13 protein-coding genes are annotated in these 12,635 nt (G+C 33.7%); 1 reads left to right on the forward strand and 12 read right to left on the reverse strand.

All coding sequences use genetic code 11. From position 1 onward, the window contains the following. Positions 1 to 70: 70 nt before the first annotated feature. The 3 genes from EUBIFOR_RS12760 to EUBIFOR_RS07150 are packed head-to-tail and all read right to left on the reverse strand — an operon-like array spanning position 71 to position 1,115. The gene (locus EUBIFOR_RS12760; protein ID WP_003865321.1) at positions 71 to 220 is read right to left on the reverse strand and encodes a hypothetical protein; all 150 of its coding nucleotides are present in this window, start codon (positions 218 to 220) and stop codon (positions 71 to 73) included. Positions 221 to 278: 58 nt separating this feature from the next. After that, on the reverse strand, positions 279 to 482 hold the full coding sequence (locus EUBIFOR_RS07145; protein ID WP_040466318.1) for a hypothetical protein: 204 nt from the start codon (positions 480 to 482) through the stop codon (positions 279 to 281). 24 nt (positions 483 to 506) lie between these two features. Further along, the gene (locus EUBIFOR_RS07150; RefSeq protein WP_040466319.1) at positions 507 to 1,115 is read right to left on the reverse strand and encodes a Crp/Fnr family transcriptional regulator; all 609 of its coding nucleotides are present in this window, start codon (positions 1,113 to 1,115) and stop codon (positions 507 to 509) included. Between the two features lie 73 nt (positions 1,116 to 1,188). On the opposite strand from EUBIFOR_RS07150, the gene EUBIFOR_RS07155 reads away from it, so the two are divergent. Further along, a complete protein-coding gene (locus tag EUBIFOR_RS07155) occupies positions 1,189 to 2,517 on the forward strand; it encodes an MATE family efflux transporter (RefSeq protein ID WP_040466320.1) in 1,329 nt (442 codons plus the stop codon). A gap of 27 nt (positions 2,518 to 2,544) precedes the next feature. On the opposite strand, the gene EUBIFOR_RS07160 is transcribed toward EUBIFOR_RS07155, so the two are convergent. From EUBIFOR_RS07160 to secA, 9 genes are all read right to left on the reverse strand, one after another. Continuing rightward, the gene (locus EUBIFOR_RS07160; protein ID WP_208853799.1) at positions 2,545 to 3,288 is read right to left on the reverse strand and encodes a copper homeostasis protein CutC; all 744 of its coding nucleotides are present in this window, start codon (positions 3,286 to 3,288) and stop codon (positions 2,545 to 2,547) included. Continuing rightward, positions 3,272 to 4,393 (reverse strand): Sapep family Mn(2+)-dependent dipeptidase, encoded by a 1,122-nt coding sequence (locus EUBIFOR_RS07165; protein WP_003865327.1) that lies wholly within the window; start codon positions 4,391 to 4,393, stop codon positions 3,272 to 3,274. The genes EUBIFOR_RS07160 and EUBIFOR_RS07165 overlap by 17 nt, the downstream gene beginning before the upstream one ends. A gap of 1 nt (position 4,394) precedes the next feature. Continuing rightward, on the reverse strand, positions 4,395 to 5,354 hold the full coding sequence (locus tag EUBIFOR_RS07170; protein WP_003865328.1) for a glycosylasparaginase: 960 nt from the start codon (positions 5,352 to 5,354) through the stop codon (positions 4,395 to 4,397). 12 nt (positions 5,355 to 5,366) lie between these two features. After that, a complete protein-coding gene (locus EUBIFOR_RS07175) occupies positions 5,367 to 6,029 on the reverse strand; it encodes an MmcQ/YjbR family DNA-binding protein (RefSeq protein ID WP_040466321.1) in 663 nt (220 codons plus the stop codon). A 1-nt stretch (position 6,030) separates the two neighbouring features. After that, positions 6,031 to 6,681: a nitroreductase family protein gene (locus EUBIFOR_RS07180; protein ID WP_003865330.1), complete on the reverse strand. Its 651-nt coding sequence runs from the start codon at positions 6,679 to 6,681 to the stop codon at positions 6,031 to 6,033. Positions 6,682 to 6,690: 9 nt separating this feature from the next. Then, positions 6,691 to 7,578, reverse strand: a complete 888-nt coding sequence (locus EUBIFOR_RS07185) for a hypothetical protein (protein ID WP_040466363.1) — start codon at positions 7,576 to 7,578, stop codon at positions 6,691 to 6,693. Between the two features lie 10 nt (positions 7,579 to 7,588). After that, positions 7,589 to 8,884, reverse strand: coding sequence for an ATP-binding protein (locus tag EUBIFOR_RS07190; protein WP_003865332.1), 1,296 nt, complete (start codon positions 8,882 to 8,884; stop codon positions 7,589 to 7,591). Between the two features lie 165 nt (positions 8,885 to 9,049). Beyond that, positions 9,050 to 10,151 (reverse strand): peptide chain release factor 2 gene (prfB, locus tag EUBIFOR_RS07195; RefSeq protein WP_187116725.1). Its coding sequence is split into 2 segments (ribosomal slippage): positions 9,050 to 10,078 and positions 10,080 to 10,151, totalling 1,101 coding nucleotides; the frame shifts between segments, so codons are not numbered across the junction. After that, positions 10,151 to 12,547 carry a preprotein translocase subunit SecA gene (gene secA, locus EUBIFOR_RS07200; RefSeq protein ID WP_040466322.1) on the reverse strand — a complete coding sequence of 799 codons (2,397 nt, stop codon included), beginning with the start codon at positions 12,545 to 12,547 and terminating at the stop codon, positions 10,151 to 10,153. The genes prfB and secA overlap by 1 nt, the downstream gene beginning before the upstream one ends. Positions 12,548 to 12,635 lie beyond the last annotated feature (88 nt).

Raw genomic sequence — 12,635 nt, forward strand, 5'->3', positions numbered from 1 at the left:
GCTTTTCAGTCAGTGCGTATTTTCTTCTATGTTTTCAAGCTCCGATATCATTCCTGGAACCGTATATGCTTTACGGTTCTTTTAAATGACATACTTCTTCAAGATATACACGATATCTTTCTAAGATGGGTTTAGATGCATAAAAAGATTCTAAATTATTAATCTCCATGATTTGTACGTCACTAAAAGGTAATTGCGTAAAGATTTCAACCGCTAACACATTAGCTTTTCTCCTTAATTCTTAATGATGTGCATCTGCCGTATCTTGCATAGCCTAATCAACCACCTAATAGACATGTTAATTTTTCATATCCCTTTAAAAACGATAATAAGTTAGATGCATTTCCTAATTTTCCATCATAATCGCAAAGCTCGTTTCCTAATTCTTTATAAGTATCTAAAAAAGCTAGAGATGCAGCTTCATCTTTAAATATATCTTCTGTTTTCCAAATGTTTCCTACCTTTTGTTCATTACGCTTCACAATAAACAAACTCCAATAATACAACTATCGTAGCACATATTTCCCCTTTTCAAGTCTTACGATTCTTTTATTCTCACAAAGTTTCTTTAACACTCTTTGTAGCTGCCTTCGACTACAATGCAGATTACGACAAGCCACACTGACATTGTCTAGTGTGAAATGTAACTCCATATAATTCATGACCTTCTCTTCAACACTTTGATTCATAATTTCATTTGTGGACTTATTATGCAGTTTATCAATCAACGAATTCAACAAAAAATGAAGAAATTTCAGATCCTGGTTTAATCTCAATTGATTTTCTTCAATCGATAATGCGATTGTAACAACTTTTGTGTTGGTTTGAGCAAAATAAACAGGCTTTTCATGACGAACAAATTCAACATCTCCTAACACACATAATTCGTTGGTTTGTGACACAAAAAGCTGTTTTCCATTTGAATCAATGAAATAAATAGACACTTCGCCTTCTACTACAAACTGAATCTCTTTTGTGTCTTTTAATGGATGAATCATCATTTCATCTTTTTCATATTCCATCAAATAAAAGGGATAAGAAGAATTAAAATAGTCGTGTATGTGATATCGATTTACATATTTCTCTACATTTTTTGAATCATATACTCGTTTCATAGCTTTATTGTGCCATATGTCACAATCATTTTCAAATAGCTTTGATATACTAGGCAAAGAAAGAAGGTAATATATGAACAATAATGAATTATTTGAAAATACAAGCATCCCTAAAGCCTATTTCACAATGGCTTTACCCGTTGTCTTCAGCATGGTAATTTCTTTAGTATACAACATGGCAGATACATATTTTGTAGCTAAAACAATGAACACAAATCTTGTGGCCGGTGTCTCTTTATGTGCCCCCATCTTTACTTTCATGATCGCACTAGGTGACATCTTTGGCATTGGTGGCAGTTCTGTCATCTCTAGATTGTTTGGTCAACAAATGAACAAAGAAGCTAAGAATGTGAGTGGATTCTGTTTCTATGCATCCATTCTCTGTGGCATTGTTGTCACGATTTTTATGTTTATTCTAAAAGATCCCATATTAAATTTTTTAGGTGTTAATAAAGAAACATGGTTATACGCAAGTCAATACTACAATATAATTGTACTTGGCTCCACCTTTATCATTCTTTCTTTAACTCCTAGTAACTTAATTCGTACAGAAGGATTGGCAACTCTTTCTATGATTGGAACAGTCTTGGGGTCGATTCTAAACATCATTTTAGATCCCATCTTTATCTTTAGCTTCCATATGGGCGCACAAGGTGCTGCCTTGGCATCTGTAATTGGATATATCCTATCTGATTTTCTTTTGATCTATTTCACAAGGGCAAAGGCAAATCGTCTAAGTGTTTCCTTTAAAGATTGTCATATCGAAAGAAAAAAGTTTTTAGATATCTTCACCATTGGAATTCCTGCTTCTATCACAAATTTAATGTCAAGTATTGGTGTAGCTTTGACAAATCGTTATTTAGTTGTGTTCGGCAATGAAAATGTTGCCGCAATGGGAATCGCCCTAAAAGTGAATATGATCCTGTTATTGATCATAGTTGGGTTTGCGTTTGGGGCACAACCACTTTTAGGATTTAATTATGGGGCCAAAAACACCGAACGCCTACGTGCATTCATTAAGTTTGACATTTTTATCGAAGTCACATTTGCGCTCATTACTGCCATTATCCTAAGTGTTTTTGCTCCGTATATCATCCAATCCTTTATGAATGATGCCCAAATTATTCAAACAGGAAGCCTTATGTTAAGACTACTTGTTCTATCGAGTCCGTGTGTTGGTATAATTTTAGTCTTTACAACTCTATTTCAATCGGAAGGAAAAGCACTTCCTGCCTTAATTTTATCCATTTCTAGACAAGGTGTTATTTACGTAATCTGCATTGTCATATTGTCTAAATTATTTACGTTCCATGGAATCTTGATTTCTCAGGCTACAGCCGATGTAGTAACAGCTATAATTGCGATTTTAATTTATTCAAAGCAAAAGACTGTAACAAGATAAATTTACTTTGTTACAGTCTTTTCCACATTATTTTATACTATCAACTAATTTTTTTACCAACTCTACGTCCACTACATCATAATCATTTTCATGTGGACTAGCCAAGTAACTATATGAAACACCGTTTTTTGTTGTGGTTGTATCTGTTTTGTAGTTTTTACAAGACGAATGCACCTGATATACACCTGTATAATTCATCATCATTTTTGCGTTTTCTGCATTCATTCCACTACCAGGAAGAATTTGAATCTTATCTCCATATTGATTATTCAACACTTTAATCAAATCAATACCTTCCATAGCTTTTGATTTTTGTCCACTTGTAAGTACGCGATCACAACCTAAATCAATCAATGTTTCAATGGCTTCAAATGCATCTGGCGTAACATCAAAAGCTCTGTGAAATACAGCTTCCTTATTGTATGAATGAATCAAGTCGATCATTCTTTTTGTGTCCTCTTCACAAATTGTGCCATTCTCATTTAAGAAACCAAACGCAATTCCATCAGCTCCATGCTCTAAAAGAATCTTGGCATCTTCAAACATAATTTCTACATCTTCTTTTTCATAACAGAAACCTGCAGCACGCACACGTACCATACAAATTACGGTTAAGTCTGTTTCTTTTTTCACACGAATTAGACTTGCGACACTTGGCGTTAAGCCACCAACACTTAACGCACTGTTTAATTCAACCCTCTTTGCACTACCTTGATATGCAGCTATACAATCTTGATAGCTACCTGCACATACTTCAATCATTCTCTCCATTTGCCAACCTCACTATACTTAATGCGTATATTTTCGCATTTAAAATCAAATCACTCCGATCCATCCATTCATTCGGATTGTGTCCAATGCCCTTTTGTCCAGGAAAACTCGGTCCAAAAGGAACTATATTTGGCATGATCTTCGCATACGTTCCACCCGTAGTTGTAACTGGCGTACCATCCATGCCTGTTACCTTTTCATAAGTCGCCTTTAGAGTTTTACATAAGAACCCATTTTTATCAAAATAAACAGGATCATAATTATGTATACATTCTACTTGTAGTCCTTTGCTTAATTTAGATTTGATTGTCCTCTCTATTGTATCATTCCTAATACTTGCAGGATAGCTAAAAGAGAAATCAAAACCAAGTTTTCCTTCTAAATCCACCAATTTTTTATTGCTCATCTGCATTTTACCAAATTCAAGATCCTCAATATTGAGTCCCAATTTATTTCCAAATCCATTGTCTGATAAAATATATTCGTTAATAAATTGATTAAATACAGTTTTATTTTCAATAGCCGTACTCACACGATAGGTACTTCTTCCTCTTTCCGCATATACAACCGGATATTTACAATCGGGTGTCCACCCCATAATAGGTGGTTTTCTGACTTTAAGAAAATGTTTTAAATCTTCAAATCCTGTTTCTTCATTTGTTCCAAACAAAATATGAACAGGACGCTTTAATTGAATACCCAATTTTTTTATGGCATATAATGCGTATAGACAAGATAAAGTCGGTCCTTTATTATCTAGAATACCGCGGGCAAAGATTCTGCCATTTTCATCTTCATAAGCTGAGAACGGAGGATGATTCCATCCTTCTCCTACAGGAACAACATCTAAATGTCCCATAATACCAATATAATCTTCACCTGTACCATATTTGGCAATGCCCACCATATGATCGACGTTTTCTGTTTCAAAGCCTAATTCACAAGCTAATTTCAATGCTTCTTCTAAAGCTTTATTTACGCCTTCACCAAAAGGCATACCTAACTTAGGTTCACTTTGTACACTCTCGATTTGAACAATTCTTTTGATTCCTGAAATCATCTCATCACTGATTTCATCAATCTTCTTTAATAATTCTTCTTCCATATTATTTCCTAACTAACGGAGCTGTACGTAAAGCCATATAGTTGTCCATCCATTCTTTACTTGCGACTTCAAATGTGCATTTTCCGTCCGCATCATGATTGACTAAATATACCGTTGGGGCTTGCTTTTCAGTTGCCACCACAAAACTAAAACCTTCAATATTTGTAGCACAACCCCATTCACCTTTATTATTCATCGCAATCAAAGACATGTCTCCAGCTTTGCCTCTTCTTCGTTTTAATTCCAAATCAAAATCGTGTACAGCTTTTTCACAAGCCTGTTGAGGATGCATACCTTCTTTCATTAGTCGAACGATTTCATAAGAAACACAGCCCTTCATAACATCTTCACCTAAACCTGTAGCACTTGCTCCTCCGACAAAAGAATCTACATAGAATCCAGAACCACATACAGGGGAATCACCTAAACGTCCTGGATGTTTCATGAACAATCCAGAAGTACTTGTAGCACAAGTCATGTGTCCTGCAGTATCTAGACAAACCATACCTACTGTGTCATGTCCTGAATATGGTTTTAATTCCGTATTTGTGATTTCTTTTATACGATTGTGATAATGAATCTTAGCACGATCTGTAAGCATTGTTTTTCTTTCAAAGCCATGTCTTGAAGCATATTTTTCAGCTCCTTGACCCACTAAAAAATTGTTGGCATCATAGTGCATTAGACTACGTGCAATACTAACAGGATTGGCAAAATCTTTAACGCCTCCAACACATCCAAATTCTAGTGTATCTCCATCCATAAAAGCAGCATCTAATTCTACTTCCATTTCTTCATTTGGAAGTCCACCATATCCTACACTTTTATAGTATTCAAAATTTTCTACAGCTTTGATTGCTTCTTCAATCGAATTCGCCGCACTTTCGTTATTTTTTAACATAGAATCTGCTTTTGAAATTCCTTCTAAAGCCATTCTCCATGTTGCGATAATTCCGTACATATCATTCTCTCCTTATTTTGTTAAATCAAAACTACACGTTACAAGTTCCATTACTTTTTCATCACTTATAGTATCGTCAAGTACGACAGATATCCACATTTTATGATTCATATGAAAGGCCGGATAAATACCGTCTATTTCATAAAGTTCATTTCTTTTAGAAGTATCTATCTTTAAATTGATAATATTCAACTTTCTATTATCTCCATTTTTTAATAGAGCATCTAACGAAACATACATAATAAGGGAAAACCATTTATTATTGTCTAAATGACGAAAAACACCATTGTCATCCTTCCATGGAAAATCTGGTTTTACTCCATACGTTTCATCAATGAATTTCGTAATACGATTTGCTTGATCATCCGCAAAGAATACATCTGTACAACATATATCCGCAATTCGTTTTAATATGGATTTGTATGCTTCACGAACTTTACAAACATACTCTCCATCAAAGGATTCTATGCGCAGTGGCATATATTCTTCATCACTATTATTATCAATAACTTTACCTTTTAAAACATCCGATATTTCAATGATAGCTTTAAAATTTGAATCCAAAAAATCTTCTGTATAAACATATGTGTTATTCTCAAAAGAAAAACCAAATTCTTTCAATTTTTCAAAATTAAACTTCTTCTTTAAAAAGAATTCATCTTCAATATGTATCATATTAACTCCATTCAAAATTTGATTTACCTGCACCAAACTCAAAGAAATATTTTCCTATACCTAAATCAACTTGTGATAAAGGTCCACTTTTTACTTTAAAACTCACTTTATTTCCTACACCATTTACTATATATGGTTGTCTATTTAAAGCACTAGGTGCTAATAATAAAGCTTTGATACCTGCATTAAACCAATCTGGAACTACTCCTTGATAATGGCTAATTTGATCAGCTGTCTTTGATTTGTGTGGTACCCCCTGTGTTTTTCCATATCCAATCACAATGACACCATTCACTCTAACATCTTTATCATCTAAATGTTTAAGAGCATTCTTGCCATTAAACATACCTCCACACCACCATGTATTTAAGCCTAAACTTTGGGCATACAAAATCAAGTCAGCACCACAATAGCCTATCTTTTCATCTAAACTTGAACATTCTTTGCCTGCAAGAACAATATAGTTTTGTATGGTATTATTCGACATAATTTTAGCCAAACTAGAAAGTCCATCTGATTCATTTGTCACGAGTTTAAATGTCAAATTATACAATTCATTATTTTGTTTAATACGATCATTCAACAAATCAACCAAAGCCATATCTAATGGTTGATCTAAATACTTACGTACTGTATGTCTTTTTTCTATCATGTGAACCTCCTAAAATAAGTCTAGCATCGCATCTAAATACATTTCTTCACGCACGTGGATTTGGTATTTTGGTTTTACCATATAGTAAAGAATAAATTCTAATAATAGAGCACTTCCTAAGTCTCTTCCTTCAATTTTAAAATTTGAATAGCCCATAGGGACATAGATATTTAAAATATTCTCTAAACTAATAAATGCAGGATTTTCCATCACTCTAGAAAAACGATACCCTTCCTTAGAAAAAGGGGCCTTACATACATGATCCATACAATCAATGCCTAGATTTTGTTTAGAAACCGATTTATAACATTCCTTACGATCTTTACATCCGTACCAGCAACATTCGTTGCATAAAAATTCTACCTTTGGTTTATATGATTCAGATAGTGAATTCAACTTTTCTAATTGTTTATTCAACCGAAAATCAGGTACCACATAGGTAAAGTCTGGATTTTCTAGTTCATGCTTAAAATCATTAAAATCCGTTAATACTTTTGTGATTGAAGATACAAAATATAGATTCGGATATTTCTTTTTCAGATATTTCATCAATATATCCGAATGAATAATAATTCCATTATTTGTATCTAAATTCAACAATCGACATAATTCATTACATTTTATATCGGACAAATGCTTTTCTTCAATCAAAGAATTACTAAATGTAAGACGTGAAGATATATTATATTCTTTCACCAAAGCGAATACTTTTTTTTGATCACAATCTGCATAACTGATGCGTCCACCAGACCATATACAATCAGATGGTGATCCATATATAGATCCAATCTTACACCAGTCATAGAAATATTCAGGTTTATTTTTAAATAGGGGCAAAAACTTTTTATAAAATTCATAGAATTCAAATAAGCCCGGTAAATGATAATATACGTTCATATTCTTAACCTTATTCTTTAGAACGAATATATTCCATTGATGCATATAATGGAACATTTTCCATCCATTCTTGTTTCTTATAGCCTAACATTGAAAACCGTACAGGACATACCGCATGATCAGCATCATATACCGTTTTTAAACTTTTTGATTTAACATTCTCTTCTGCTTTTACTTCTATTGGATAAACCACATCTTTTTGAACAAGAAAATCAAGTTCTAGTGTAGAATTTTCTCTTGAATAATAGTACAAAGTCTCCTTATTCGCGATTAGTTCTTGTGCCACAAATTGTTCAGTAAATGCACCTTTATATTCAGAAAAAAAGTTTTCATCTGTTAGAACTTCTTTTGCGGATACGTTTGCCATAGCTTGCAACAAGCCTAAGTCTGACACAAACAATTTAAATGCATTAAGGTCCTCATAAAATTTCAATGGCTTTTCTATTTTATTCACGCGATTTACTTTATGTATTAATCCTGCATGAATCAACCAATCAATCGCATCCTCAAATTCTTTTGCACGACCACCCTTTTTTAATGCACCATAAACAAATTTTTTATTCTCTTTTGATAATTGTGAAGGAATTGATCTCCAAACCATTCTTACTTTTGCTAAAAGAGCAGGCGGAATATGTTTAGAAAAATCTTGTTCGTAATCATCTAAAATTGTATTTTGTATACTTCTAACTTCTTTCAAATCATAGTTTAAAAAATAAGAATCTACCACTTCCGGCATTCCACCCACATAGTAGTATTGGCGTAATAAATCTGTATATGTAACAGATAATGATGAAATTTCTTCCCATCTATGCGACTCCAATAACTCTAAAAGGTGTACTTTACCAGATGCTTCAATAAATTCTGAAAAAGTCATCGGATACATTTTTAATCGATCTACCTTTCCTACAGGGAAACCAGTCCCTCCATGAAGACTTACTCCTAAAAGACTACCTGCCACTATGATATGATATTGCCTTGCTTCCTCACAAAAATATTTTAATGCGGTTATCGCGAGAGGCACTTCCTGTATTTCATCTAATACTATTAAAGTATCTTCTGGAACAATTGTTTCGTTTGTGATTGCACTAAAAGAACGAATCAATCTTTCTATATTAAAATCAAAAAACAATGACTTCATTTCTACAATACGATCACAATTTATATATGCTACATTTTTATACTCATTTTTACCAAATTCTTTAATAACCCAAGTTTTTCCAACTTGTCTTGCCCCATCAATAATAAGGGGTTTTCTCAATTTATTTCTTTTCCATCGCAATAAGTCTTTATATATGCTTCTTTTCATCTATATCACCATCCTTATTTTACATTTTCATGAGGGAATATTCAATATTAATTACATTTTTATGAGCGAATAATTTAAAATGATTTCACTTTTATGAGGAAATAATTTAATTTAATTACATTTTTATGAGCGATTATAGAAAAAATCCAACCTTTCGATTGGATTTTATTGGATTTGTGATTTTAAATACGCAAAGATGAATTCATCAAGATCTCCATCTAATACAGATTGAACTTGACTTGTTTCATATCCTGTACGAACATCTTTGACTAAGCTATATGGATGCATGACATAGCTTCGAATTTGGCTGCCCCATTCATTAGCGGATTGTACACCTTTAATTTGAGCAATCTTCTTTTCTTGTTCTTCAATTTCTAATTGATACAAACGAGATTTTAAGACACGCAAACATTCTTCTCTATTTTCATGCTGACTACGTCCATTTTGACATGTAGCCACAATGCCCGTTGGCTTATGCACCATACGTACGGCACTATCCGTTTTATTGATATGTTGTCCTCCAGCACCAGAAGCACGTTTTGTTTCAACAATTAAATCTTCTGGCTTAATATCAATTTCAATTTCATCATTGAATTGAGGCATAACATCTAAACTCGCAAACGAAGTATGTCTTCTAGCTCCTGAATCAAATGGTGAAATACGAACTAAACGATGTACACCCTTTTCTGATTTCAGATAGCCATAAGCTTTATCTCCTTCGACAAGGAAAGTTACACTTTTAATACCAGCTTCATCTCCAGGTAAATAATCTAGAACAGTTACTTTAAAGCCATGTTTTTCAGCATATCTTGTATACATACGATAAAGCATACTTGCCCAGTCGCAAGACTCGGTTCCACCAGCTCCTGGGTGAATTTCTAGAATCGCATTGTTCTGATCATATTCATGACTTAATAAGACTTGGATTTCAAAATTCTCAAACTTCTTATCCATATCCATATATTCTTCTTCGGCAATCATCATCAATTCTTCATCAAATTCAGACTTTAATTCATCTGCCGTATCATTTAACGAATTTAATTGTAAATCTAATTCTTCATAACGATCTACAATATCTTTTAATGCATTTTTTGCACGAATCACTTGTTGAGCTTTTTTTTGATCTTGCCAAAAATCTGGTTCTAAAGTTTGTTTATCATAGTCTTCAATTTGTTTATTTTTGCTAGATAAGTCAAAGTGACTCACCTAAAGAATGTAATTTCTCTAGGTGAGTACTCACTCCTTGTTTCAATTCATATAGTTCCATTAAGCTTCATGCTCCTTACGAATACGAACCTTTAATAAGAAGAATGTAATTTCACGATCAATTCTTTGATTCATTTCTTCAAACATATCAAATCCTTCTTGTACATATTGTTGTAGAGGATTGTTTTGTGCATAAGAACGCAAATAGATACCACTACGCAATTTATCCATCATATCAATATGGTTGATCCAGTTACGGTCAATATTACGTAATACAACTGTCTTTTCAAAAGGTAAGAATTGACGCTTCACATCTTTGATTTCAGCTTCATATTCATTCCAAATCTTATTTACACAATATTCTTTAACTTCATCATAAGACTTTCCTTCAAGTTCACTTGCACGAATCGCCTTATCTTCAGCCATACCCATCATTTCAACGGATTTAACAACGCCTGCAACATCAATTGTTTGTTTCTTTTGATCTGATAAATTAGCTTGTAAAGTCTGTTCAATTGTCTTTTCAAATACAACATGAACCATATCATGTACTTCATCTGCTTCTAAGATACGATTACGCTGTGCATAAATAATTTCACGTTGGCGACGCAATACATCATCATAATCTAATAATTGTTTACGCATATCAAAGTTATATCCTTCAACACGTTTTTGAGCCATTGTGATTGATTTTGTGACTGCCTTAGACTCAATTTGTTCGTCACCCATTTTTTCAAATAGCTTTTGTAGCTTGTCGCCACCAAAACGAACCATTAATGAATCTTCTAAAGATACATAGAAACGTGAGAATCCAGGATCTCCTTGACGACCTGAACGTCCACGTAACTGGTTATCAATACGACGAGATTCATGTCTTTCACTACCCAATACAGCTAAACCACCTAATTTACGTGATTCTTCTGTTAATTTGATATCGGTACCACGACCAGCCATGTTTGTCGCAATTGTAACCGATTTTGGACGGCCTGCCTTTGCGATGATTTCTGCTTCACGAGCATGGTTCTTCGCATTTAATACTTCATGAGGAATGTGTTCTTTATTTAATAATTGAGAAATAACCTCACTTGTTTCTACCGCAATCGTACCAACTAGAACTGGTTGTCCTGTTTCATACAAACGTTTTACTTCACGTACCAATGCAGCATATTTATCTTTTTTATGTGCATAAATTTCATCTGGAAGATCCTTACGAGCTACTGGACGGTTTGTAGGAATCACAACAACTTTCATGTTGTAAGTTGATAAGAATTCTTCTTCTTCAGTTTTTGCAGTACCAGTCATACCTGCTAATTTTTCATATAGACGGAAGAAGTTTTGGTATGTGATTGTTGCCAAAGTCGAAGTTTCTTCTTTAATTGGAACCCCTTCTTTAGCTTCAATAGCCTGGTGTAAACCATCTGAATATGCACGTCCAGGCATCATACGACCTGTAAATTGGTCAACGATAACGATTTCTTTTTCATCACTAACCACATATTCAACTTCACGCATCATAATATAGTTTGCCTTTAAAGCCTGGTTAATGTGGTGAACAAGTTGTGTATGTTCAATATCATAAAGATTTTTGATCTTAAAGAATTTTTCTGCCTTATGAACACCCTCTTCACTCAACATGATTTGGCGTGTTTTTTCATCAATATCATAGTCTCCAGAAATCAAAGTTTTTTCATGTGTAAACTTATCTGTTTCGTATTCTGGAGCAATTAAAGTCTTCACAAAACGATCCGATTGAATGTATAAGTTTGCGGTTTGTTTTTTACCACCCGAAATAATCAATGGTGTACGACTCTCATCAATTAATACAGAGTCAACTTCATCGATTACAGCCATGTGAAGTCCACGCATTACACGATCTTCAACTTCTGTAACCATGTTGTCACGCAAATAATCAAATCCTAGTTCAGAGTTTGTTGTATAAGTAATATCACATGCATACGCATCACGTTTTTCTCTTGGTTTTAAATCGCGTGTATTTACACCAACCGTTAAACCTAAGAAACGATAGATTTCACCCATCCACGCTGCATCACGACCAGCCAAATATTCATTAACTGTGATTACGTGAACACCTTGACCTGCAAGAGCATTTAAATATACACACATTGTTGCTGTTAAAGTTTTACCTTCACCAGTCTTCATTTCTGAAATATCACCTTTGTGCATCGCAACCGAACCCATAATCTGGACTTTATAAGGTTTTTCGTTGATTACACGATATGCCGCTTCTCTAGCTGTTGCGAATGCTTCTGGAAGAAGATCATCTACTGTTTCTCCATCTGCAATTCTTTTTCTATATTCATCCGTTTTTGCACGCAATTCGTCATCAGATAATGCTTGCATTTCTGGTTCATATTTTAATACTTGATCTGCAATCTTTTCTAATGCAGATAATTCACGTTGTTCTTCTGAAAATAATTTTCCAAAAATTCCTGCCATAATATAAGTTCTCCTTTTAAAGACTATACTATATTTTACCATAGAAACGACGCGATAAATAGGGCAACTCAAATAAAAAAAGAGAATT

The organism is Holdemanella biformis DSM 3989 (genome assembly GCF_000156655.1).
GTDB lineage: Bacteria > Bacillota_I > Bacilli_A > Erysipelotrichales > Erysipelotrichaceae > Holdemanella > Holdemanella biformis.

Coding starts and splice junctions, on each gene's coding strand:
- EUBIFOR_RS07150 (WP_040466319.1), bottom strand. CDS start 1,115: ATGAAACGAGTATATGATTCAAAAAATGTAGAGAAATATGTAAATCGA.
- EUBIFOR_RS07155 (WP_040466320.1), top strand. CDS start 1,189: ATGAACAATAATGAATTATTTGAAAATACAAGCATCCCTAAAGCCTAT.
- EUBIFOR_RS07160 (WP_208853799.1), bottom strand. CDS start 3,288: ATGGAGAGAATGATTGAAGTATGTGCAGGTAGCTATCAAGATTGTATA.
- EUBIFOR_RS07165 (WP_003865327.1), bottom strand. CDS start 4,393: ATGGAAGAAGAATTATTAAAGAAGATTGATGAAATCAGTGATGAGATG.
- EUBIFOR_RS07170 (WP_003865328.1), bottom strand. CDS start 5,354: ATGTACGGAATTATCGCAACATGGAGAATGGCTTTAGAAGGAATTTCA.
- EUBIFOR_RS07175 (WP_040466321.1), bottom strand. CDS start 6,029: ATGATACATATTGAAGATGAATTCTTTTTAAAGAAGAAGTTTAATTTT.
- EUBIFOR_RS07180 (WP_003865330.1), bottom strand. CDS start 6,681: ATGATAGAAAAAAGACATACAGTACGTAAGTATTTAGATCAACCATTA.
- EUBIFOR_RS07185 (WP_040466363.1), bottom strand. CDS start 7,578: ATGAACGTATATTATCATTTACCGGGCTTATTTGAATTCTATGAATTT.
- EUBIFOR_RS07190 (WP_003865332.1), bottom strand. CDS start 8,884: ATGAAAAGAAGCATATATAAAGACTTATTGCGATGGAAAAGAAATAAA.
- secA (WP_040466322.1), bottom strand. CDS start 12,547: ATGGCAGGAATTTTTGGAAAATTATTTTCAGAAGAACAACGTGAATTA.